Origin of the sequence: Pseudomonas caricapapayae, assembly GCF_001400735.1 — a bacterium.
In the GTDB taxonomy this organism is placed as follows: domain Bacteria; phylum Pseudomonadota; class Gammaproteobacteria; order Pseudomonadales; family Pseudomonadaceae; genus Aquipseudomonas; species Aquipseudomonas caricapapayae.
This window is the reverse complement of sequence record NZ_LJPW01000012.1, coordinates 16,248-39,311: the sequence shown is the minus strand read 5'-3', so window position 1 is coordinate 39,311 and position 23,064 is coordinate 16,248. Positions and strand designations below refer to the sequence as shown.

Below are 23,064 nucleotides of genomic sequence, written 5' to 3'. Positions count from 1 at the left end.
TCCTGCTCAGCAAGCGTTCTCTCTGGGCCAGCCAAACAGCTCGAAGGCATTGTCGGTGCTCGCTTCAGCCAGGCGCTGCGGGGTAGTTTTCATCAGGCCCGCGAGTGCTTGGCAAATGTCCGGCAGATGCTGCGGGCTGTTGCGCGTATCGGGGTGCATGGCGGGGGCCATGTCCGGAGAATCGGTTTCCAGCACAACACTCTCAAGCGGCAGTTCGGCGATAACACGGTGCATGCGCAGCGCCTGTGGCCAGGTCGCGGCACCGCCAAGGCCAAGTTTGAAGCCCAGCTTCATGTATTCGCGTGCTTCCTCACGGCTGCCGGCAAAGGCGTGAACGATGCCGGCGCGCTTGAGCTTGTGGCGCTTCAGGGTCGCTATCACGTCCGCGTGACTGCGGCGCACATGCAGCAAGGCGGGCAGGTTGAAATCTGACGCCAATTGCAGTTGTGCTTCAAAAAATGCCTGCTGACGCGGCTTGTCTGGATGTTCGACGTAGTAATCCAGACCGATCTCGCCCACGGCGCACAGTTGCGGATGGCCTTGCAGGCGCGTCAGCCAGTCCCCCAGCCCGGTCAGGTGTTCGGTACGGTGCTCATCGATGTACACCGGATGCAGGCCGAACGCTGCGTGCACGGCAGGGTTGGCCTTTGTGAGATCCCACAGTCGCTGCCAGTTACGCTGATATACCCCAAGCACCACAACGCGCTGCACGCCGAGCGCCAGGCAGCTATCCAGGACTTGATCGCGGTCGGCATCGAAGTCCGGAAAGTCCAGGTGGGTGTGGGTGTCGATCAGCGTCATGCTCACGCCTCGTGAATGCGTTGCTTGAAGGCCCGTGCAATGGCGTGCACGCCAGGTTGATAATCATCCTTCTCAATGGCGGCCAGAGCCAGTTGCAGGGCCTTGTCGGCGATCAACTGGTGTTGCTGGGCCATCGCGTTGACGGGCAGCGGAAGGAAATCCAGCAGTTGCGTATCACCGAATGTCCCCAGGTGCAGTTGGGTCGATTGCAGCGCCTGACTTTGCAGCACGTCGAACACGCCTTGCAGCAGCACGTAGGACGTGGTGATGAGCGCATCAGGAAAATGCCCCTGTCGCTGTAGCATTTCGGTCATCAAACGCTGGCCACACTGGCGGCTGAACGCTTCGCCGTGTTCGATGATGGTTGCCCCGGCAAAACCATCCAGTGCGTGTTCGAAGCCTGCGGCCCGAGCACGGCTGATGCTCAGTTCGGGGCGTGCTCCGATCAGGGCGATGTGTCGCGGCCTGGTCTGCAGCAGGCTGCGGGTCAGTTGCAGACTTGCATCGTGGTCGTCGCTGACCACCGAGCAGAAAAACCCTGGATTCATTTCCCGGTCGATGGCGATGATCGGCGTGCCCTTGAGCTGCAGGTCCCGATAGCTCTCGTCGCCGGGCGGCAGGCAACTGGCGACCAGCAACGCATCGCAGCGGCGCGCACGGAACAGCTGTAAAAGCTGGAGTTCGCTGGCAGGGTCGTCATCGGAACTGGCAATCAGCAGCTGATAGCCGAGCTTGCGGGCGCCCTGTTCAAGCAGTTTGGCGATGCGTGCGTAGCTGGGGTTTTCCAGATCCGGCAGGATGAAGCCCAGCGTTTTGCTATGACGGCTGCGCAGGCCCGCCGCCTGTGGGTTAGGCCGAAAGTCATGCTGCTCGACCACGGCCTTGACGCGCTCCACCGTTGCCGGACTGATGCGCTGTTGTTCGGCCTTGCCATTGATCACGTAACTGGCCGTTGTGACAGAAACACCCGCCAGACGTGCAATATCGCTCAGTTTCACCCCGGAATTTCCTTTAGTCAGGTAAGTGGCTCAGGACAGTCGAATTATTTTTGCTATGACGATGATCTTTACACCAGACCGTAGGAAATTCCCATGTGCTTCAAGTATTTTGGGAAGTGTCCCACAGTGATCAGACCGACTGGGCTTCAATGACGCCCCAGAATCGAGTAACGTGCCGGGCAATTGTAGATTAAACGATTCAGCATGCCTGTTGTCTGCTGCAATCGAGATGAAAGTGATGTCCGATACGATGTCCGGCAAAGCATCACTTGCATCCCCCAAGCTGTCGATCACGTGATCGTCATTAAAACAAGAATCAGGTGGCGCCCTGGCGCTGCACAGGAGTCAAGGCAATGCTCGAACTCACTCTGGAGCAAATATCCATGGCCCGTTCGGCTGTGGATAAAACTGCCGCACTTAAGCTGATTGCCGACCACCTGGTCGCTGATGGTCTGGTGGCCGAGGGCTACCTCACCGGGCTGATGAACCGTGAGCAGCAAGGCTCGACCTTTCTCGGTCAGGGCATCGCCATCCCGCATGGCACACCCGAAACCCGCGACCTGGTGGTGACCACCGGTGTGCGTCTGATGCAGTTCCCTGAAGGGGTGGACTGGGGTGACGGGCAGATTGTCTACCTGGCGATTGGTATTGCGGCCAAGTCCGACGAGCATTTGCGCCTGCTGCAACTGCTGACGCGCGCACTGGGCGAAGAAGATCTGGGTCAGGCGCTGCGCGAGGCGAATACACCAGAAGACCTGCTCAAACTGTTACAGGGCGCGCCTCAGGAGCTGGCCCTCGATGCGCAGATGATCAGCCTCGGCGTATCAGCCGACGATTTTGAAGAGCTGGTCTGGCGTGGTGCACGTCTGCTGCGCAAGGCCGACTGCGTGAGCAATGGCTTTGCTGCGGTGCTCCAGCAGGTCGAAGCGTTGTCGCTGGGTGATGGCCTGTGGTGGCTGCACAGCGAACAAACCGTCAAGCGCCCCGGTCTGGCGTTCGTTACACCTGACAAACCGATCCGCTACCTGGGCCAGCCGCTGACCGGCCTGTTCTGTCTCGCCAGTCTGGGTGAGGCACATCAAGCCCTGCTGGAGCGCCTTTGCCTTTTGCTGATCGAAGGTCGTGGCCATGAGTTGGGCCACGCCACCAATAGCCGTGTGGTACTGGAAGCGCTAGGCGGCGAAGTGCCTGCCGAGTGGCCGACCCAGCGTGTCCAGCTGGCCAACGCGCACGGCCTGCACGCCCGTCCGGCGAAGATACTGGCGCAGCTGGCCAAGGAGTTTGACGGCGAAATTCGCATGCGTGTCCTGGAAACCGGCGAATCGGCAGTGTCGGCCAAAAGCCTGAGCAAGCTGCTCAGCCTCGGCGCACGCCGTGGTCAGACGCTGGAGTTCATTGCCGAGCCGACCATCGCCAACGATGCGTTACCCGCCCTGATCGCCGCAGTCGAGCAGGGCCTGGGTGAAGAAGTCGAACCGTTGCCCGTTGCCGCAGAGGTGCAGGCTGCCCCTACCCCTGTTGCTGTCGCCAGACCGCTCAATGCTCCGGCTGCCGGCAGTGTGTTGCAGGCTGTGTCTGCTTCGCCGGGCATTGCCATCGGCCCGGCGCACGTTCAGGTGCTGCAAAGCTTCGATTATCCGCAGCAGGGCGAATCGGTGGCTGCCGAACGCGAGCGCCTGCACAAGGCGGTTGGTGAAGTCCGCAGTGATATCGAAAACCTCATTCAGCGCAGCAAGTCCAAGGCCATCCGGGAAATCTTCATCACCCACCAGGAGATGCTCGAAGACCCGGAACTGACCAGCGAAGTCGAGTCGCGTCTGAATAACAACGAAAGCGCGGCCGCGGCTTGGGCTACGGTCATCGAAACGGCTGCCGTTCAGCAGGAACAATTGCAAGATGCGCTGCTGGCCGAACGCGCCGCCGACCTGCGCGATGTAGGGCGCCGTGTGCTGGCACAGATTTGTGGTGTTGAAACCATCGCCGCCCCGGACGAACCCTACATTCTGGTGATGGATGAAGTAGGGCCGTCCGACGTTGCCCGTCTGGACCCGGCGCAGGTCGCTGGCATCCTGACCGCGCGTGGTGGCGCGACTGCACACAGCGCGATTGTGGCGCGTGCGTTGGGTATCCCCGCGCTGGTCGGTGCCGGTGATGAAGTGCTGCTGCTCAAGCCGGGCACTGTGCTGCTGCTCGACAGCCAGCGCGGGCGGCTGACCGTTGCGCCTGATGAGGCTACCCTGCAGCGCGCAGTGCAAGACCGTGATGCCCGCGAAGAGCGTCTCAAGGCTGCGGCGGCAGCGCGTATGGAGCCGGCCGTAACACGTGATGGACATGCCGTTGAAGTCTTCGCCAATATCGGCGACAGCACGGGGACGCCGGCTGCCGTGGAGCAGGGCGCGGAAGGTGTTGGCCTGCTGCGTACCGAGCTGCTGTTTATGGCGCATTCGCAGGCACCCGACGAAGCCACGCAGGAAGCTGAATACCGCCGCGTGCTGACCGATCTGGGAGGGCGTCCGCTGGTGGTCCGCACGCTGGATGTGGGGGGCGACAAGCCGCTGCCCTACTGGCCGATCGCCAAGGAAGAAAACCCGTTCCTCGGTGTCCGTGGTATCCGGCTGACCCTGCAGCGTCCGGACGTCATGGAAAGCCAGCTTCGCGCTCTGTTGCGTGCCGCAGACAGCGGCCCGCTGCGTATCATGTTCCCGATGATAGGCACCCTTGAAGAGTGGCGTCAGGCGCGGGAAATGACTGAGCGGCTGCGCGAGGAAATTCCGGTCAGCGACCTGCAGTTGGGGATCATGATCGAAGTGCCGTCGGCGGCTCTGATTGCCCCGGTTCTGGCGAAGGAAGTGGATTTTTTCAGTATCGGCACCAATGACCTGACGCAGTACACGATGGCCATCGACCGTGGTCACCCGACCCTGTCGGCTCAGGCTGACGGGCTGCATCCCTCGGTGCTGCAACTGATCGACATGACCGTGCGCGCTGCCCATGCCAATGGCAAATGGGTGGGCGTGTGCGGCGAACTGGCCGCAGACCCGCTGGCGGTGCCGGTTCTGGTCGGCCTGGGTGTGGATGAATTGAGCGTGTCGGCGCGCAGCATTGGCGAGGTCAAGGCGTGTGTCCGTGAACTGACCCTGAGCAGCGCTCGGCAACTGGCGCAAAATGCGCTGACGGCGGGCAGCGCCGCCGAAGTTCGTGCGCTTGTGGAGGCTGTGTAATGGCGAAGATTCTTACCCTGACGATGAACCCGGCACTGGACCTGACTGTGCAGTTGGGCCAGTTGGAACTGGGCCAGGTCAACCGCAGCACGGCAATGCTCACCCACGCGGCGGGCAAGGGTCTGAATGTGGCGCAGGTGCTGGCTGACCTGGGGCACGACCTGACCGTCGCCGGTTTTCTTGGCGTCGACAACCAGCAAGCGTTCGAGGCGTTGTTCGAGCGTCGCAACTTTGTTGACGAGTTTGTCCGTGTACCGGGAGAAACCCGCAGCAATATCAAACTGGCCGAAGGCAGTGGCCGCATCACCGACCTGAACGGCCCCGGACCGCAGGTCAGTGAGGAGGCGCAGCAAGCGCTGTTCACCCGTGTGCAACAGATTGCATCAGGTTTCGACGTGGTCGTCGTTGCCGGCAGCCTGCCGCGCGGTGTCACGCCAGAGTGGCTGCACAAACTGTTGGTGATGCTCAAGGACCTCGGTCTGAAAGTGGCGCTCGACAGCAGTGGTCTGGCCTTGCGTGCCGGTCTGACGGCCGGGCCGTGGCTGATCAAGCCCAACACCGAAGAGCTGGCCGACGCGCTTGATGCACCGATCATTTCCATCGCTGCACAAGCCGAGGTAGCTGCACGTCTGCACACGCAGGGCATCGAGCATGTGGTGATCTCTCAAGGGTCCGAAGGTGTGCACTGGTTCAGCCCGAATGTGGCGCTGCACTCTCTGCCGCCCAAGGTCACGGTGGCCAGCACGGTAGGTGCTGGCGACTCGCTTCTGGCCGGCATGGTGCACGGTCTGATCAGCGGTCATGAACCTCAGAAGACCTTGCGCACCGCTACGGCGATTGCCGTCATGGCGGTGACCCAGATCGGTTTCGGCATCACCGATGCCGCGCAACTCAAACGGCTTGAAGGCGGCGTTACTGTACGCAGCCTTTCAGAACAATAAGAGAGGATCGTCATGAAGTTAGCCATAGTTACGGCCTGCCCGAACGGCAAGGTCAGCAGCGTACTCAGCGCACGATTGCTCGAAGCGGCGGCATTGCGCCTGGGCTGGGAAACCAGTGTCGAAATCATCGATCCCAACAAGTCGGACCAGCAGTTGTCCGCTCAGGACATTGAGGCTGCCGATCTTGTTCTGGTGGTCAATACCGGTCCGGTGGACTTGAACCGCTTTGTCGGCAAGCGCCTGTTTCAGGATTCGCCTGCCCATGCGTTGCAGGACGTCGACGGTTTTCTGCAGCGCGCCGAGCGAGACGCGCAGGTGCATGCGGCGTCCGTGACAACCGCGCCGCAAGCGACAGGGGGCGCTGGCGCGCAGCCGCGCATCGTTGCGATCACGGCCTGCCCCACCGGGGTTGCGCACACGTTCATGGCCGCAGAAGCGATCCAGCAAGCGGCCAAGCGTCTGGATTACGACTTGCAAGTCGAGACCCAAGGCTCGGTCGGTGCGCGCAACCCGCTTAGCGCCAAGGCTATTGCCGAGGCCGATGTGGTGCTGCTGGCGGCGGATATCGAAGTCAATACTGACCGCTTTGCCGGCAAGAAGATCTATCGTTGCGGCACCGGGATCGCGCTCAAGCAGTCCGAGGCGACCCTGAAAAAAGCCTTGGCGGAAGGGCAGGTAGAATCCGATGAGGCCACCGCCAAGTCACCAGCCAGACAAGAGAAAACGGGCGTCTACAAACACCTGCTGACCGGCGTGTCGTTCATGCTGCCGATGGTCGTGGCAGGCGGACTGTTGATCGCCCTTTCCTTCGTGTTCGGTATCACCGCGTTCAAGGAGCCGGGTACGCTGGCTGCGGCACTGATGCAGATCGGTGGGGAAGCGGCGTTCAAGCTGATGGTGCCTTTGCTGGCCGGTTACATTGCGTATTCGATTGCGGATCGTCCGGGGCTGGCACCCGGCATGATCGGCGGTCTGCTGGCGAGCACTCTGGGGGCCGGATTCATCGGCGGTATCGTTGCCGGTTTTCTGGCCGGGTACAGTGCCGCGGCGATTAACCGCTACGCCCGCCTGCCGGCCAGCGTCGAAGCGCTCAAGCCGATTCTGATTATCCCGTTGCTGTCGAGCCTGTTTACCGGGCTGGTGATGATCTACGTGGTCGGCAAGCCGGTTGCCGGGATGCTGGAAGCGTTGACCCATTTCCTCGACAGTATGGGCACCACCAACGCCATCCTGCTGGGCGTGGTGCTGGGCGCAATGATGTGCGTCGACCTCGGCGGGCCGATCAACAAGGCGTCCTATGCGTTCTCTGTCGGTCTGCTGGCGTCCCAGAGCTATGCGCCGATGGCGACAGCGATGGCCGCCGGTATGGTACCGCCCATCGGGATGGGCATCGCCACGCTGCTGGCGCGCCGCAAGTTCGCCCAGAGCGAGCGTGAGGCAGGCAAGGCTGCGTTCGTACTGGGGCTTTGCTTTATTTCGGAAGGTGCCATTCCGTTCGCTGCCAAGGACCCGCTGCGGGTGATTCCGGCCAGTGTCGTGGGTGGCGCGCTGACCGGCGCATTGTCGATGTACTTCGGCTGCAAGCTGATGGCACCCCACGGCGGCCTGTTCGTGATGTTGATCCCCAACGCCATCAACCACGCGCTGCTTTATCTGGTGGCGATCATAGCGGGTAGCGTTCTGACCGGCGTAGTCTACGCGCTGATCAAGCGCCCGGAGCCTGCCGACATGGAAGTGGCCCCGGCCGCCGCCTGATCAAGGCGCGGCCTGTTCCGCGCCTCATGCCCGCCCTAGCGCGCCAGTGCCAGGGCAATCCCCTGGCCACCGCCGATGCACAGCGTGGCCAGACCCTTCTTCGCATCGCGCCTGATCATTTCGTGCAGCAGGGTCACCAGCACGCGGCATCCCGAGGCGCCAATCGGATGACCGAGGGCGATAGCGCCGCCATTGACGTTCAGCTTTTGCGGATCCAGCCCCAGTTCCTTGCCGACCGACAATGATTGTGCGGCAAAGGCTTCGTTGGCTTCGATCAGGTCCAGTTCGTCCAGCGACCAGCCAGCCTTGTCGAGGCAGCGACGGGTTGCGCTGACCGGGCCAATGCCCATGATCGCCGGGTCGACGCCTGCGTTGGCATACGCGGCTATGCGTGCCAGTACCGGCAAGCCCAGCTGTTCTGCTTTGCCAGCGCTCATCAGCATCACGGCAGCGGCGCCGTCGTTGAGCGAAGAGGCGTTACCGGCGGTGACCGTGCCGTCCTTTTTGAACGCAGGCTTGAGTTTGCCCAGCGTCTGGGCGGTGGTGTCGGCACGAGGCTGTTCGTCTGTGGCGAAGGACAGCGGATCACCTTTGCGCCGGGGGATCAGAATCGGCGTGATCTCATCGACAAAGCGCCCGGCTTCAATGGCGGCGATCGCTTTTTGCTGAGACAGGGCGGCGAACTCATCCTGGGCTTCACGGCTGATGCCGTACTGCTGCGCCAGGTTTTCGGCGGTGATGCCCATGTGGTAATCGTTGAACGCATCCCACAGGCCATCAGTGATCATCGTGTCGACCATGCTGGCGTGGCCCATGCGCAAACCGGTTCGCGCGCCTGGCAGCACATAGTTGGACAGGCTCATGTTTTCCTGGCCACCGGCAATGATGATCTCTGCATCACCGCAACGAATCGCCTGGGTCGCGAGGTGCAGGGCTTTGAGGCCAGAGCCACAGACCTTGTTGAGGGTCATCGCCGGTACCGAGAAGGGCAGGCCGGCCTTGATGCCTGCCTGCCGCGCCGGGTTCTGGCCCGCCCCCGCAGTCAGCACCTGGCCCATGATGACTTCATCGACTTGCGCGCCGTCCACACCGGTCTGAACCAGCAGTTGACGGATGACGGCAGCGCCCAGGTCTACAGCAGCTACAGCAGCCAGAGAGCCCTGGAAACTGCCTACGGCGGTACGGGTGGCGGCGACGATAACGACGTCCTGCATGGTGCTGATCCTCATTGTTATTGAGGGCTCATGGTGGCACACATAGGCAGGCAGGTTCCAACCGCGAACCGCTCGGTCACGTTATGCCGAAGACCTCCCTGCCACGTTCAGAGGTCCATGCGGCGTCTGGCGCGTTGCGCTGATCCGTCCCGCACTGCCCAGCGCAGAATGGGCGCGGTGCCGTTCACGCCCAGCCTGATCAGGCGGCGTTTCAAAGGACGTTGGGTGACGTCGAGCATTTCGCTGGCCCAATCCGGCAGCAAATCGATACCGGCGCGCATAATCAGTACGCCAAACGGCTTGGCCAGCCAGTTCGGCGCAGGCGCGTCGAGCAGCAGACGCAGCACCTCGCGACTGCGGTCGTCACAAATCAGTTGCCCGCGAATGCCTGCCAGATAGTCAGCAATGGCCTGGCGAGAGCGCGGAACATTGCATGCGCCAAGCCGTTCGGCAATCAGCGCTGTTTCGGCGTAATACGCGTCCTGATCGGCCAGCGACATTTCCGGATTGAGGTAGCGCAGGTGTGCGGCGAGAAAGCTGCTGACTTCAGCCACATGCACCCAGGTCAGCAAATCCGGATCGCTGGCAGCGTAAGGCCGACCGTCGGGGGCCGTGCCGATAATGTTCAGGTGAATCTTGCGCACCTTGTCGATCAGCCAGTTGGCATCCCGGGTTGCACCGTAGGTGGTGCCGGACAGAAACTGCCCGGTACGTCGCAGGCGGCCAAGCATGTCCTGCCGAAAGTTGGAATGGTCCCAGATGCCTGCCAATGCCAGTGGGTGTAGAGCCTGCAGCATCAGTGCGCTTATGCCGCCGACCAGCATGCTCGTGAAGTCGCCGTGCACCCTCCAGCACACCGCCTGTGGGCCGAACAGGCCGGGATCGCCTTTGGGGTTCTCCAGATCCAGTTGACCGAGGGCCAGACCGGTAAGGCTGATGACCTGGGTTTCGATGCGGGTGCGGATGAATTCCATGTCGTGCTCGTGCATCGGGAGAGGTAAACCCCGTTACGCACTCATGGTTAGACACACGCCCTGAGGCCCCGAGCTTCTGCCCGCAGGGCGTGGGAACGAACGTGTTCGCGAAAGGACCGCTACATTCGCCAAGAATATATCGTCTGAAATACCGTATTCGCGAACAAGTTCGCTCCCACGGCCTTCGGCCAGAATCAAGAGCGAGCTTGTGTGTAGCAAGGAGCCTGGGGGCGATTGCGTTTAGCCGCGGTGACGGCCGCGGAAGTAATTGATCAGGCCTTGGGTCGATGCATCGTCAGCCGGTTCTTCAGTGCCGCCGGTCAGACGCTGGTACACGGCCTTGCCCATTTCCTTGCCCAGCTCCACACCCCATTGGTCGAAGGCATTGGTGCCCCAGATCACGCTCTGCACGAACACTTTGTGCTCATACATTGCCACCAGAGCGCCAAGCCGGCGCGGGCTGATGCGCTCGACCACAAGGGTATTGCTCGGACGGTTGCCGGGGATGACCTTGTGCGGTGCCAGTTTCTGCACCTCTTCCTCAGCCATGCCCTTTTCGCGCAGTTCGGCCTCGGCTTCGGCGCGGGTCTTGCCCATCATCAACGCCTGGCTCTGCGACAGGCAATTGGCGTACAGCCACTGGTGATGGTCGGCAACCGGGTTGAAGCTGACGATCGGCACAATGAAGTCGGCCGGAATCATCTGTGTACCTTGATGCAGCAACTGGTGGTAAGCGTGCTGACCGTTGGCCCCGACGCCGCCCCAGATGACCGGGCCGGTGTCGGTGGACGTCGGCGTACCGTCCTGGCGGACACTCTTGCCGTTGGATTCCATATCGAGTTGTTGCAGGTGTTTGGTGATGTTGCGCAGGTAATGGTCATACGGCAGGATCGCGTGGCTTTGTGCGCCCCAGAAATTGCCGTACCAGACGCCCAGCAATGCCAGTAATACGGGCATGTTCTGTTCGAAAGGCGCGCTCTGGAAATGCTGGTCCATGGTGTAGGCACCGGACAGCAGTTCCTTGAAGTTGGACATGCCGATGGCCAGCGCGATAGGCAGGCCGATGGCCGACCACAGCGAATAGCGACCGCCCACCCAGTCCCACATCGGGAAGATGTTTTCTTCACGGATACCGAATGCTACGGCCGCCGCATTGTTGCTCGACACGGCGATGAAGTGGCGATGCAGTTCGACCTCGGAGCCGCCCTGCGCCAGGTACCAGGCGCGTGCCGCCTGAGCGTTTTTAAGGGTTTCCAGCGTATTGAAGGACTTCGACGAGAAGATAAACAGCGTGGTCTCGGCGCGAATTTTCATCGACAGCTCATGGAACTCGCTGCCGTCGATGTTTGCCAGGTAATGGCAGCGAACACCCTTGTGCGCGTAGGCCACCAGCGCTTCGGAGACCAGCTCCGGGCCGAGGAACGAGCCGCCGATGCCGATGTTTACCACGTCGGTGATCGGCTTTTCGGTGTAACCGCGCCACAGGCCGTCGTGGATGCGGCCGACCAGCTCGGTCATCTGGTTCAGCACGCGGTGCACATCGGGCATCACGTCGTTGCCGTTGACTTTCAGCTTGTCGCCTACCGGACGGCGCAGGGCGGTGTGCAACGCCGGACGACCCTCGGATGAGTTGACCAGTTCGCCATCGTACTGAGCCTTGATCGCGTCCTTGAGGCCCACTTCGCCCGCCAGGCTGACCAGCAGATCACGGGTTTCGGTGGTGATCAGGTTTTTGGAGTAGTCGAGAAACAGACCGGCGCTGCTGAGGGTGAATTGGCTGAAGCGCTGCGGGTCAGTATTGAACGCTTCGCGCATGCTGAAATTCTGCATGGCCTGGCGGTGTTTGCTCAACGCTTGCCAGGCGGGCAGAGCGGTCACATCGGAAGGAGTGCGGTAGTACGCCATCGCTGCGGGTTTCCTTTAACTGGATCTGTCTTTGGATATTCTTGGAGCGAGGTCGCAAGCTTTCTCACGGGCTATACATAGCAGACTACCCTTCGCATACCCTTTTGTCTGCGCCTCGCCTTGCATGACCCCGGTACTTTTTCGCACACAAGGAACCGGGGCTTCCACTCAAATGCTGTCGGTTGCGGTTCAGGCGACCTGTACCGGTATGGCATTACCGGTGTGGCTTAGTTCATTGCCTCGGCGCATCGTTTCAGCTTCCGGTCAGGTGCAGATTGTCGATCAGGCGGGTTTTGCCCAGGAAGGCAGCTGCGAGGATCACCAGATCGCGATCCTCATCAGTCGCCGGACGCAGGCTGGTGGCGTCGCGTATTTCCAGATAATCGATGCGAAAGCCTGCGGCCTCCAGTTGCTGCCGCTTGCCGGTCAGCAGTGCATCGAAATCCCGCTCGCCTGCGTTGATCGCGTCGGCTGTCTGGCGGATGGCCTGATACAGCGCAGGTGCCGCAGCACGTTGATCGTCGTTCAGATAACCGTTACGTGAGGACAGCGCCAGGCCGTCGTGGGCGCGCACGGTCGGTTCGCCGATGATCTGGATCGGCATGTTCAGATCCCGGACCATGGCGCGAATCACCGCCAGTTGCTGGAAGTCTTTCTCGCCGAAAATCGCCAGGTCAGGCTGCACCATATTGAACAGCTTGCTGACGACCGTAGCGACACCTTCGAAATGACCGGGGCGGCTCGCGCCACACAGGCCTTGCGACAGATGCGGCACGCTGACCAGTGTCTGGTCGGCCATGCCATGCGGATACATCTCCTCGACGCTAGGGGTAAACAGCAGGTTGCAACCGGCCTGCAGGAGTTTCTCCTGGTCGGCGGCCAGCGTGCGAGGGTAGGTGGCCAGGTCTTCGTTAGGGCCGAACTGCAGCGGATTGACGAAGATGGTAGCGACCACGAAGTCGGCACGCTGGGCCGCTTTGGCGACCAGGGCTGCGTGCCCGCTGTGCAGATTGCCCATGGTCGGGGTCAGTGCGATCCGCTTGCCTTCGCTGCGTGCCCGGGCGACGGCTGCACGCAGTTCCTGTACGGTTTTTACTGTATTCATGCCGAGAATCCGTGTTCGGTTGCCGGAAAGCTGACGTTTTTGACTGCGGCCACATAGGCCCGGATTGCCGACTGAATGTCAGGCTGACCGGTCATGAAGTTCTTTACGAATTTGGGCACGCGTCCGCTGATAGACAGGCCCAGCATGTCGTGCAGCACCAGCACCTGGCCATCGGTCGCGCTGCCTGCGCCAATGCCGATGACAGGAATCTTTACCGCGTGGGTGATCTCTTCGGCGAGTTCGCCGGGCACGCATTCCAGCAGGATCATCGCGGCACCGGCCTGTTCCAGCGCGATGGCATCGGCACGCATCTGCCGGGCCTGGGTCTCCAGCCTTCCCTGAACCTTGTAACCGCCCAGCACGTTGACCGCCTGCGGCGTCAGGCCCATGTGTGCGCACACCGGAATACCGCGCTCTGCCAGCAAGCGGATCGACTCGCTCAGCCATGCTGCGCCTTCGACCTTGACCATGTGCGCACCCGCCTGCATCAACGTGGCGCTATTGATGAAGGTCTGTTCCAGCGTAGCGTTGGCCATGAACGGCAGGTCAGCGAGAATCATGGCACCTCGATTGCCGCGTTTCACACACGCAACGTGGTATGCCGTTTCGGCTGTGGTTACAGGCAGGGTACTGTCGTGACCTTGCAGGACCATGCCCAGCGAGTCGCCTATCAGCAGCACTTCGACACCTGCCTCGCAGGCAGTGTGAGCGAAGGTCGCGTCGTAGCAGGTCAGCATGGTGATTTTCTCACCTTTCTGTTTCATGGCCTGCAGCGACGTAACGGTTATGTTCGGCATGTAAAGTCCTCCATCAGGCGCTGTGAAGACCGGTGATCAGCGCGTGAGAGTCATCCTGGAAAAGCAGGCACACCGTCGTGTCGCGGTGTTTTGCAAAGGCCTGTTTCGCGCCCGTTCGCCTGTGGTGTGGCGGCGGGAGGCCTATCTTCGTGAGGAGGGGGCGTGAAGTCAATTGAAGGTGTTACCTGTGTGTCGCACCGGTTACACATGTGCGGTGACAGGCGGGCGTCATGCCTCGGCAGGCAGGCGCTCCAGGCCGCTAAACGGGCACTCGCCCAGCAGGCTATTCAGCTCGCGCCCGTCGGCCAGCGTCAACCCGGGTGCCAGCTCAGCCAGCGGGTACAGCACGAATGCTCGGGCCTGCATGTGGTAATGCGGCACCTTGAGGCGCGGCTCATCGATCATTCGGTCGCCGAACAGCAGGATATCGAGGTCCAGAGTGCGTGGCCCCCAGCGTTCGAGGCGTTCGCGGCCCTGATCCAGCTCGATGGCCTGTAGCGCGTCAAGCAGGATGAGTGGCGTCAGAGAGGTGTCGAGCGCCGCCACAGCGTTGGTAAAGCGCGGCTGGCCGGGCAGCAGCGAGTCGCTGACATAGAACGATGAAACGCCAATCAGCTCACATCCGGGTAACTGCGCCATTGCCTTGAGAGCGCTGCGCAGTTGCTCGGCAGGGTCGGCAAGGTTGCTGCCCAGGCCGATGTAAACGCGTTCAGAGGTCAGCAGCGGTTCATTCACCGCTTTGCGCCTCGCCGGTGGTGCGCTTGCGTTTGGCCCCGCTGTTACGGCGGCGCTTGCGCGGCGCTGTGCCTGCTGTTTCGGGCTTGCTGCTCAGGTCGCGAATCATGTCGCGGCGTTCGTTGTCGTTGCAGTCCTGATAATCGGTCCACCACTGGCCCAGACCATCGGTCTGCTCGCCCGCCGTTTCACGCAACAGGAGGAAGTCGTAGCCAGCACGGAACCTTGAGTTGTCCAGCAGCATGTCCGCGCGTTTGCCCGAACGACGCGGCAGACGTTCCTGCATGTCCCAGATCTCGCGGATCGGCAGGGTGAAGCGCTTGGGAATCGCGATACGCTGGCATTGCTCGATGATCAGCTCGTGAGCGGCCTCCTGCATGGCTGCGATCGGCGGCATGCCGCGTTCCTGAGCGCGCAGCACCTTGGCCGGCAGCGCAGGCCAGAGGAGGGCGGCAAACAGGAATGCCGGCGTGACCGGCTTGTTCTGCTTGATGCGCAGGTCGGTGTTGATCAGGGCGTTGCTGATCAGCGTATGAGTGTAGGTCGGGTTGTATTCCAGCGCCTTGGAACTGGCCGGGAACAGCGGTTCGAACAGTTCCAGGTCCACCAGCATTTCGAAGGTGGGGGCAGCGTGCCCGGAGAGGAACAGCTTGAGCACTTCTTCGAACAGGCGTGCCGACGGAATGTCACGCAGCATCGGTGCCAGCGAGCGAATAGGTTGCGCGCTGTGCTTTTCGATGCCGAAGTCCAGCTTGGCAGCGAAACGTACGGCACGCAGCATGCGCACCGGGTCTTCCTTGTAACGCTGTTCCGGGTCGCCGATCAGGCGGATCAGACGGTTGCGGATGTCGTGTACGCCATTGGCGTAATCCAGAACACGTTCACTGACCGGATCGTAATACAGCGCGTTGATCGTGAAGTCGCGACGTTGCGCGTCTTCTTCAAGCGTGCCGTACACATTGTCACGCAGGATGCGACCGCTCTCGTTGCGCGAGGACTGGTTGCTGTCCTCTTCTTCGTCATCCTGGGGATGATTGGCGCGGAAGGTCGCCACTTCGATGATTTCACGACCGAAATGGATGTGCACCAGTTTGAACCGGCGGCCGATGATCCGCGCATTGCGGAATTCGGCACGCACTTGTTCTGGCGTGGCGCTGGTGGCGACGTCGAAATCCTTGGGCGTGATATTGAGCATCATGTCGCGTACGCAACCACCGACCAGGTAGGCCTGGTAGCCAGCGTTCTGAAGGCGCTCGACGATATTGACGGCATAGCGGCTGAACTGACTGCGTTGCAGCGAATGTTGGCTGCTGTTGAGCACTTCAGGCGTGGTGCGCGTATGTTGCTGCGGTTTGCGCAGTGGGGAACGAAATGACTGGAACAACTTCTTCAGCATGGGATGCACTGTTTGAAGGAATATTCGGCCAAAAACGTGGAATGACCGCATGATGGGCGGGGATTCTAGCATTTAGTCGAGGGATGGTGTAGGAAGCTGTCGCGCAAGGACAAACGATGGCGTGGATCAAGGCGGGAGAAGCTACTGGGGGAGCCGAAGCTCCCCCAAAGTGTGTGCTCTTTATTATTGTTTTCTGTACGGGCTTCTTGTTTTTGTTGAGTGCCCATTCACAAGACTTTCGCCTGTGAAACCTCCCAATCGGGAGTCAAGAGCAAACGGATTGCTTTGGTCGCTGCGTTGCAATGATCATTCGATCCAACCAGTTCAGGCTCTACCTAAGGGTAGTTTTTGTTGTTCTCGGCCTGGTTGCGGGGCAAGCCCCAAATACAACTCCTCTCCAAAAGAATCAGTTAGCTGCGCCTCCGCCGTGTTGTTCTTGTTATGCGTGAGTCGATTCGTATTGTTTTTATTATGGGTGTCGTACTGCTTGTTGTTTTTCTTGTACCAAGCATATAGCAGAAGCTGTGCCAACTTTTGCCAGGCCCCGTAAACCGGGCGTTTTCAGGCGCAAGCAGGTTATTGCGCACACAAAAAAACCGGGCCTGCGTTACCGTAAGACCCGGCTTTTGTTACGTGAAGTGCTTGAGGTAACAGTTTGTACCCGCGCTGCGCACCGCGTGCCAGAGCCTTGCAATGCGTTTATGTCTCGTTGGCGACGCCTTTGCGACGCGGGATGCCCAGACGCTGGCGGCGTTCCCACAGACATTTGCGGCTGACGCCCAGTTTGCGGGCCAGCTCGGTTTCGGTCATGTGGTCCTGATGCTCCAGAACGAAGTGCTGGAAGTAGTCTTCGAGCGAGAGGTCTTCAGCGGGCTCGTTGCCGGTCGAACCGGAAGAACCCGGCAAAGGTGCCATGCCCATGTATTCGTCATCGTCCAGGCCGTCGAGCTCGATGTCGATGCCCAGCAGGTCCGCGGTGATTTCCGGGTTTTCACACAGGATCACCGAGCGCTCTACTGCGTTTTCCAGTTCGCGTACGTTGCCCGGCCAGCTGTAGTGGCGAATTGCTTGCTCGGCGTCGGGCGCAAATTTCAGGTCGTCGCGCCCGATCTTGGCGCTCTGGCGTATCAGAAACGCACGGGCGATTTCCAGAATATCGCCGCCACGCTCGCGCAGGGCAGGGAGCTTCAGGGCGATGACGTGCAGACGGTAGAACAGGTCTTCACGAAACTCGCCATTTTTAGCCAGTGTCTTGAGGTCACGATGGGTCGCAGCGATCAGGCGTACATCGACTTTTTGCGACTGCACCGAGCCGACGCGACGAATCTCGCCCTCTTGCAACACCCGCAGCAGGCGAGCCTGCGCCTCCAGAGGCAGCTCGCCGATTTCATCGAGGAACAGCGTGCCGCCATCAGCGGCCTCGACCAGACCTGCACGACCCGCACTGGCACCGGTAAACGCGCCCTTCTCGTGGCCGAACAACTCGGACTCGATCAGCGATTCGGGGATGGCCGCACAGTTGACCGAGATCATCGGTGCCTTGGCGCGGCGTGACAGGTTGTGCAGGGCGCGGGCCACCAGTTCCTTGCCGGTACCCGACTCGCCCTGAACCAGGACGTTGGAATCAGTCGGGGCCACTTTGCGGATCTTGCTATAGAGATCCAGCATGGGCGGGCATGACCCGATGATGCCAATTTCGCCATTATGGTTGTGCGCCGGGCCTTTTTCAGCGCCGCTCGCTTTGGCGATGGCATTGCGCTCGTCCTGGAGCCCCTTGACCGTCTGGCGATCGCGCAGGATTCGCGAGACCGCCTGCAGCATTTCGTCGTGGTCGAAGGGTTTGGCGATGTAATCCACGGCACCCATCTTCATCGAGTCGACGGCGGAGCGCAGGCTGGCGTAACTGGTCATGATCAGCACCGGTTTGCCTTCACCCAGCTTGATCAGTTCGGTGCCGGGTGCGCCTGGCAGACGCAGGTCGCTGACGATCAGATCGAAAGACGGAATGCTGAAGCGTTCCTGAGCTTCCTGCACGGAGCCGGCCTCACTGACTTCGTACTGATTGCGTTCAAGCAGGCGACGCAGGGCTGAGCGGATAATCGTTTCGTCTTCGACGATCAAAATATGCGGCATTGATTCAGTTCTCTCGACGGTCTCAGTTCGCGGTGGACGTCGCGTCGACATGGCGTGGCAAGGTCACCCGAATACGGGTTCCACGCTGCTGCTCGGGATCGGCCGGGCTGTCGATAGTGATTTGTCCATAATGCTCTTCAACGATGGAATAGACCAGCGCAAGGCCGAGTCCGGTTCCTTCGCCAGGCTCCTTGGTGGTGAAAAACGGCTCGAACAATCGGTCCATGATTGCCTTTGAAATCCCACTGCCTTCGTCTTCGACGATCAAGTCCACAGTGTGCTCGGACACTTCGCTTCTGACCCTGACCGCACTGCCTGCCGGGGAAGCGTCGCGGGCGTTGGAGAGCAGATTGATCAGCACTTGTGCCAATCGCTGCGGATCGCCAACGGCCCAATGCTCGGGGTTGCACAGGTTATAGAAGTGTACTTCGAAATTGCGCCGGTTCAGCGCCAGCAGACCAATAGCATCCTGAGCCACCACCGCCAGACAAACGGCTTCGTCGCTGTGCTGATGAGCGCCCGCATGGGCGAAGCTCATCAATGACTGGACGATGCGCGAGACACGTTTGGTCTGTTCGAGTATCTGGCTGCTGATTTCCTTCAGTTCGCCGTCTTCTTCGCGTTCTTCACGCAGGTTCTGCGCGAGACAGGCAATGCCGGTGATCGGATTGCCTATCTCGTGGGCCACGCCTGCTGCCAGCCGGCCGATACTGGCCAGGCGTTCGGAGTGCACCAGCTTGTCTTCGAGCATCTGGGTGTCGGTCAGGTCCTCGACCAGCACCACCAGGCCACTGTTGCCCGGCGCGAGCGGCTCGTTGATGGCCGCCTTGTGCAGGTTGAGCCAGCGTGTCTGGCCGTCCAGACCAAGCTTCTGCTTGTGCAAATGCTCATCTGGGAGGCTGGTAAATCCGGTCAGCAGGCTTTTCCAGGGCTCGGCAATGGTTTCCAGTCGCGAACCGACCACGCGTTGGGCGACGATCCCGGTCAGTTCCTCCATTGCCCTGTTCCACATCAGGATTTCCTGATCCTCGGCCAGCGAGCACACGCCCATCGGCAGTTCCTGCAGGGTCTGACGGTGATAGCGGCGCAGGGCGTCGAGTTCGGCGGCAAGACCCGTCAGGCGCGAGTGGTAGTCCTCAAGCCGGCTTTCAATGAAATGTATGTCTTCGGTGACATATTTTTCGCTGCCCGATTTGTACGGCAGGAAGGTTTCCACCATATCCTGCGCGACGCTGGGACCCATCAGCCCGGAGAGATTGGCCTCGATCCGGTCGCGCAGGCGGCGCAGTGCATAAGGACGGCGTTCGTCGAACGGCAGGTACAGATCGCGCAGCGCTTGTTCGACTTCTTTTTGTGCCGCTTTGGCACCCAGCGGCTTGGCCAGTTGAGTGGCGAACTCCTGAGGCGACACGGCATGCAGTTCGCGGCGTTGCGGGCGGCGCACGTTATCGACCGCGCAGGCCTCGGCGGCACCGACCTCTTCGGGGCTGACATTGGTGAACAGGGATATCAGGGTGAACAGCAACACGTTCGCCGCAAGCGACGCGATAGCTGCCATGTGCCAGCTGGTGTCGTCCAGCACATAGATCATGTTCAGCCAGGGAATATAGAAGCCCTGCAGATTGCCGATCAGCGGCAACAGCATGCTGACCGCCCAGACCGCAATGCCGGCCAGCAGGCCTGCGATGAAACCGCGTCGGTTGGCGGTCGGCCAATACAGCACCGACAGCACACCCGGCAGAAATTGCAGTGTCGCAACGAAAGCGACAATGCCCAGATTGGCCAGATCCTGCTGCGCGCCCAGCAGCAGGTAGAAGCCGTAACCCAGAGCGATGATCGCGACAATCAGCCCGCGCCGCGTCCACTTCAGCCAGCGATAGATATTACCCTCAGCTGGCGGCTGATAAAGCGGTAGCACCAGGTGATTGAGGGCCATGCCGGACAGCGCCAGCGTAGTGACAATGATCAGCCCGCTGGCTGCCGACAGCCCTCCGATGTAAGCGAGCAGGGCCAGCGATTTGCTGTTGGCCGCGATACCGATCCCGAGCGTGAAGTATTCCGGGCTGGTCGTGGCACCCAGCTTGAGACCCGCCCAGAGGATCAGCGGCACGGCGAGGCTGATCAACAGCAGAAACAGCGGCAGCCCCCAGCTGGCGCTGACCAGCGAGCGCGGGTTGAGGTTTTCCGTGAAGGTCATGTGGTACATGTGCGGCATGACGATGGCTGAGGCGAAGAACACCAGCAGCAGCGTGCGCCAGGGGCCTTCCTGCAACGGGGTATGCAGCGAGGCGAGGGCAGTCTGGTTTTGCAGCAGCCACAGCTCCAGCTGTTGCGGGCCGTCGAACACGCCATACAAGGCGTACAGTCCGACTCCGCCCAGCGCGATCAGCTTGATCAGTGATTCGAAGGCAATGGCGAACACCAGGCCTTCATGTTTTTCGCGGGTTGCAATATGCCGCGAGCCAAAGAAAATCGTGAACAGGGTGATCAGCGCGCAGAACGCCACGGCCACCCGGTCCTGCACCGGTTCGCGGGTCAGAATGCCGATGGAGTCGGCAACCGCCTGAATCTGCAAGGCCAGCAACGGCAATACACCGATCAGCATGAAGACGGTGGTCAGCGCACCAGCCCACGTGCTGCGAAAGCGGAAGGCAAACAGATCGGCCAGCGATGACAACTGGTAGGTACGGGTAATTCTGAGAATCGGATACAGCAGCACCGGTGCCAACAGGAATGCCCCGGAAACGCCCAGGTAACTGGACAGAAAGCCATAGCCATACTGATAGGCCAGGCCGACGGTGCCATAGAACGCCCAGGCGCTGGCATATACGCCTAGCGACAGGGTGTAGGTCAGCGGATGGCGGATGATCCAGCGCGGAATCAGGCCGTGCTCGCTGATCCAGGCGACACCGAACAGCACCAGCAGATAGGCGGCGCTGACCATCAGCATCTGCGTCAGACTAAAGCTCATCGGCATCTCGCTGGCTCTGCAGGATGAACGTCACCACGATCAGGATCAGCCACAGCATATAGGGGCGATACCAGGCACCAGTGGCATCGATCCACCAGTCCATGATGGCCGGAGAGAACAGATAGATGCCTACCACCAGAAGCAAAACCAATCGGTATATGTACATCTGGTCTCCCTGCGCTGGTAGATGAGGAGCGGCATGTTAACGGATGGCGGATAACCTGCAAGTATCCTTGCGTCGTAGTTTTCCGCGACCGCTCTGGATCAGTCTATCCGGGCTTCTTCAATCGTGCGCAGTTTGGGAATCAGGTCTGCGTTCCAGTGCTGGATGCCCCAGGCCAGCACTTCCTGCGCCGTGCCATCGGCCATGTGTGCGTCGACCGGCTGACCGAGCGCGCGCAGGGCGCGCAGCAACAGCGGGGTCGCCTGATCGGCTTCCAGGGGCGGGGAGCGGTAGGATTTGCCCAGTTTATGGCCGTCAGGCTGGGTGATCAGCGGTACATGCAGGTAGCGTGGCTGAGGCAGGCTCAGCAGTTCCTGCAGATAGAGGTGCCGGGGTGTCGAGTCCAGAAGGTCGGCACCACGCACGATATCGGTGATGCCTTGCCAGGCATCATCGATAACCACCGCGAGCTGATAGGCGTAAAGCCCGTCGCGCCTGCGAATCACAAAGTCGCCGCTTTCGCGCCCCAAGTGCATTTTGAAGAGGCCCTGAACCCGGTCTTCAAACCGATATTCCAGCTCCGGGACGCGAATGCGGATTGCGGCGTTTTCCGGCGAATGCCCTGCATTACGGCAGAAACCCGGATAGATACCCTGGAAGTCTTCAAGCTGTTTGCGCGAGCAGGTGCAGGCGTAGGCCAGGCCATGATTGAACCAGCGCTGGAGGATCTCGGCGTAGGCGTCATGGCGTTCGCTTTGCCGCACCATCTGGCCGTCCCATTCAAAACCGTAGCGCTCAAGCGTCTCGATAATCCCCGCCTGCGCGCCGGCCACTTCGCGCGGCGGGTCGAGATCCTCCATGCGCAATAGCCACTGACCTCCTGCCGCTCGTGCATCAAGATAGGAAGCGAGTGCTGCGACCAGCGAGCCAAAATGCAGGTAGCCACTGGGGGTCGGCGCAAAGCGCCCGATATAGGCGGGTTTTTTCATGGGCGGGATGTTACGGGTGGCGAGCTTGGGCGGGCAAGTGGAACGCAGAGGACGGTTGTGCTCGGTTGCCATTTGAAGTGCTTTTCGGTCGCGATGGCAAAGCGGTTCTGCGATGTCAGAGGGGCGGGGTTCGACTCAGATCACCTTTTCGCCTCTCGGCGAGTTGCTTTTATGAGGCCAAAGTCACCAAAGCCTTTCGCTTCTGTTTCCGGCCCGACTTCGTCGTGTTCATTCGCCCTGGCACTAGCGTCGCGCTCTGCGTCGCTAGTGCCCTCGCGATCAAAGAGCGTTTGTGTGGCAGTCGCTATAGCCAGGACATGATGTCGCGTCGCGTGGGGGCCAGTTGGACTTGTGGACAGCGATGAGCAAGCAATGCGGGAACAGGACTCGCCGTTATCGTGCCTTCCACAGGCACAAAAAAAGACGCCGAAGCGTCTTTTCAGTCAAAGGCGGCCCCAGGTCACTTACCGACCTGTTTTTCCTTGATTTCTGCAAGGGTCTTGCAGTCGACGCACTGGTCCGCGGTCGGGCGTGCTTCAAGACGGCGGATGCCGATCTCTACGCCGCAGGATTCGCACCAGCCGTACTCTTCGTCCTTGATCAGTTGCAGCGTCTTGTCGATCTTCTTGATCAGCTTGCGTTCGCGATCACGGGCGCGAAGTTCCAGGCTGAACTCTTCTTCCTGGCTGGCACGGTCGGCCGGGTCGGGGAAGTTGGCAGCCTCATCCTTCATATGGTCTACCGTTCGGTCGACCTCTTGCATCAAGTCCTGCTTCCACTTGTTCAGGATCTTGGTGAAGTGAGCGCGCATGGGCTCACCCATATACTCCTCACCCTTCGTTGGTACGTAGGGTTCAAAGCCGCTGATTAGATGGTTCTGTTGCTTTTCTGGGGTGGGCATGTCTGGACCGCCTCTCACTCTTCTAATCTATTGCGCAGGATTGTTCCATCACCGACACCCGTCGG

Annotated in this window: 17 protein-coding genes; 3 read left to right on the top strand and 14 right to left on the bottom strand. The window is 60.7% G+C overall.

Annotated features, from left to right (window positions below; all coding sequences use genetic code 11):
• Nucleotides 1-6 precede the first annotated feature (6 nt).
• Entirely contained in the window at nt 7-807 is an 801-nt protein-coding gene (locus tag ALO80_RS02180; protein WP_055007769.1) for a TatD family hydrolase, read from the bottom strand.
• On the bottom strand, nt 804-1,799 hold the full coding sequence (gene cra, locus ALO80_RS02175) for a catabolite repressor/activator (RefSeq protein ID WP_054986656.1): 996 nt from the start codon (nt 1,797-1,799) through the stop codon (nt 804-806). Before cra ends, ALO80_RS02180 begins: the two co-directional genes overlap by 4 nt.
• A 353-nt stretch (nt 1,800-2,152) precedes the next feature.
• On the opposite strand from cra, the gene ptsP reads away from it, so the two are divergent.
• The 3 genes from ptsP to ALO80_RS02160 are packed head-to-tail and all read left to right on the top strand — an operon-like array spanning nt 2,153 to nt 7,716.
• Nucleotides 2,153-5,020, top strand: coding sequence for a phosphoenolpyruvate--protein phosphotransferase (gene ptsP / locus ALO80_RS02170; RefSeq protein WP_055005650.1), 2,868 nt, complete (start codon nt 2,153-2,155; stop codon nt 5,018-5,020).
• The gene (gene pfkB / locus ALO80_RS02165; protein ID WP_055007768.1) at nt 5,020-5,961 is read left to right on the top strand and encodes a 1-phosphofructokinase; all 942 of its coding nucleotides are present in this window, start codon (nt 5,020-5,022) and stop codon (nt 5,959-5,961) included. Before ptsP ends, pfkB begins: the two co-directional genes overlap by 1 nt.
• Before the next feature lie 12 nt (nt 5,962-5,973).
• Nucleotides 5,974-7,716, top strand: coding sequence for a PTS fructose-like transporter subunit IIB (locus ALO80_RS02160; protein ID WP_055007767.1), 1,743 nt, complete (start codon nt 5,974-5,976; stop codon nt 7,714-7,716).
• Between the two features lie 35 nt (nt 7,717-7,751).
• Here ALO80_RS02160 and ALO80_RS02155 read toward each other — a convergent pair whose 3' ends face one another.
• From ALO80_RS02155 to dksA, 12 genes are all read right to left on the bottom strand, one after another.
• The gene (locus ALO80_RS02155; protein WP_055007816.1) at nt 7,752-8,930 is read right to left on the bottom strand and encodes an acetyl-CoA C-acetyltransferase; all 1,179 of its coding nucleotides are present in this window, start codon (nt 8,928-8,930) and stop codon (nt 7,752-7,754) included.
• 107 nt (nt 8,931-9,037) lie between these two features.
• Entirely contained in the window at nt 9,038-9,904 is an 867-nt protein-coding gene (locus tag ALO80_RS02150) for an oxygenase MpaB family protein (protein WP_055007815.1), read from the bottom strand.
• A 240-nt stretch (nt 9,905-10,144) separates the two neighbouring features.
• On the bottom strand, nt 10,145-11,809 hold the full coding sequence (gene pgi, locus ALO80_RS02145) for a glucose-6-phosphate isomerase (RefSeq protein WP_055007766.1): 1,665 nt from the start codon (nt 11,807-11,809) through the stop codon (nt 10,145-10,147).
• A 253-nt stretch (nt 11,810-12,062) separates the two neighbouring features.
• Nucleotides 12,063-12,914, bottom strand: coding sequence for a pantoate--beta-alanine ligase (gene panC / locus ALO80_RS02140; protein WP_055007765.1), 852 nt, complete (start codon nt 12,912-12,914; stop codon nt 12,063-12,065).
• Complete coding sequence (panB, locus tag ALO80_RS02135) at nt 12,911-13,711, bottom strand: 3-methyl-2-oxobutanoate hydroxymethyltransferase (protein WP_054986788.1); 801 nt, start codon at nt 13,709-13,711, stop codon at nt 12,911-12,913. Before panB ends, panC begins: the two co-directional genes overlap by 4 nt.
• Before the next feature lie 228 nt (nt 13,712-13,939).
• On the bottom strand, nt 13,940-14,446 hold the full coding sequence (gene folK / locus ALO80_RS02130) for a 2-amino-4-hydroxy-6-hydroxymethyldihydropteridine diphosphokinase (protein ID WP_055007764.1): 507 nt from the start codon (nt 14,444-14,446) through the stop codon (nt 13,940-13,942).
• Nucleotides 14,439-15,842 carry a polynucleotide adenylyltransferase PcnB gene (locus tag ALO80_RS02125; RefSeq protein WP_055007763.1) on the bottom strand — a complete coding sequence of 468 codons (1,404 nt, stop codon included), beginning with the start codon at nt 15,840-15,842 and terminating at the stop codon, nt 14,439-14,441. Before ALO80_RS02125 ends, folK begins: the two co-directional genes overlap by 8 nt.
• Before the next feature lie 699 nt (nt 15,843-16,541).
• Nucleotides 16,542-17,975 carry a sigma-54-dependent transcriptional regulator gene (locus ALO80_RS02120; protein ID WP_055007762.1) on the bottom strand — a complete coding sequence of 478 codons (1,434 nt, stop codon included), beginning with the start codon at nt 17,973-17,975 and terminating at the stop codon, nt 16,542-16,544.
• Between the two features lie 22 nt (nt 17,976-17,997).
• Complete coding sequence (locus ALO80_RS02115; RefSeq protein WP_122301805.1) at nt 17,998-20,952, bottom strand: sensor histidine kinase; 2,955 nt, start codon at nt 20,950-20,952, stop codon at nt 17,998-18,000.
• Nucleotides 20,936-21,112, bottom strand: coding sequence for a hypothetical protein (locus tag ALO80_RS02110; RefSeq protein WP_002552060.1), 177 nt, complete (start codon nt 21,110-21,112; stop codon nt 20,936-20,938). The genes ALO80_RS02115 and ALO80_RS02110 overlap by 17 nt, the downstream gene beginning before the upstream one ends.
• A gap of 98 nt (nt 21,113-21,210) precedes the next feature.
• A complete protein-coding gene (gene gluQRS / locus ALO80_RS02105) occupies nt 21,211-22,098 on the bottom strand; it encodes a tRNA glutamyl-Q(34) synthetase GluQRS (RefSeq protein WP_055007814.1) in 888 nt (295 codons plus the stop codon).
• 460 nt (nt 22,099-22,558) lie between these two features.
• Complete coding sequence (gene dksA, locus ALO80_RS02100; RefSeq protein WP_003406657.1) at nt 22,559-22,999, bottom strand: RNA polymerase-binding protein DksA; 441 nt, start codon at nt 22,997-22,999, stop codon at nt 22,559-22,561.
• Nucleotides 23,000-23,064 lie beyond the last annotated feature (65 nt).

Excerpts from the sequence above, each read along its gene's own strand:
- panC (WP_055007765.1), bottom strand. The coding sequence starts at position 12,914 with ATGAATACAGTAAAAACCGTACAGGAACTGCGTGCAGCCGTCGCCCGG.
- ALO80_RS02120 (WP_055007762.1), bottom strand. The coding sequence starts at position 17,975 with ATGCCGCATATTTTGATCGTCGAAGACGAAACGATTATCCGCTCAGCC.
- ALO80_RS02115 (WP_122301805.1), bottom strand. The coding sequence starts at position 20,952 with ATGCCGATGAGCTTTAGTCTGACGCAGATGCTGATGGTCAGCGCCGCC.
- ptsP (WP_055005650.1), top strand. The coding sequence starts at position 2,153 with ATGCTCGAACTCACTCTGGAGCAAATATCCATGGCCCGTTCGGCTGTG.
- ALO80_RS02150 (WP_055007815.1), bottom strand. The coding sequence starts at position 9,904 with ATGGAATTCATCCGCACCCGCATCGAAACCCAGGTCATCAGCCTTACC.
- pfkB (WP_055007768.1), top strand. The coding sequence starts at position 5,020 with ATGGCGAAGATTCTTACCCTGACGATGAACCCGGCACTGGACCTGACT.
- pgi (WP_055007766.1), bottom strand. The coding sequence starts at position 11,809 with ATGGCGTACTACCGCACTCCTTCCGATGTGACCGCTCTGCCCGCCTGG.
- gluQRS (WP_055007814.1), bottom strand. The coding sequence starts at position 22,098 with ATGAAAAAACCCGCCTATATCGGGCGCTTTGCGCCGACCCCCAGTGGC.
- dksA (WP_003406657.1), bottom strand. The coding sequence starts at position 22,999 with ATGCCCACCCCAGAAAAGCAACAGAACCATCTAATCAGCGGCTTTGAA.
- ALO80_RS02160 (WP_055007767.1), top strand. The coding sequence starts at position 5,974 with ATGAAGTTAGCCATAGTTACGGCCTGCCCGAACGGCAAGGTCAGCAGC.
- ALO80_RS02110 (WP_002552060.1), bottom strand. The coding sequence starts at position 21,112 with ATGTACATATACCGATTGGTTTTGCTTCTGGTGGTAGGCATCTATCTG.
- panB (WP_054986788.1), bottom strand. The coding sequence starts at position 13,711 with ATGCCGAACATAACCGTTACGTCGCTGCAGGCCATGAAACAGAAAGGT.
- ALO80_RS02155 (WP_055007816.1), bottom strand. The coding sequence starts at position 8,930 with ATGCAGGACGTCGTTATCGTCGCCGCCACCCGTACCGCCGTAGGCAGT.
- ALO80_RS02125 (WP_055007763.1), bottom strand. The coding sequence starts at position 15,842 with ATGCTGAAGAAGTTGTTCCAGTCATTTCGTTCCCCACTGCGCAAACCG.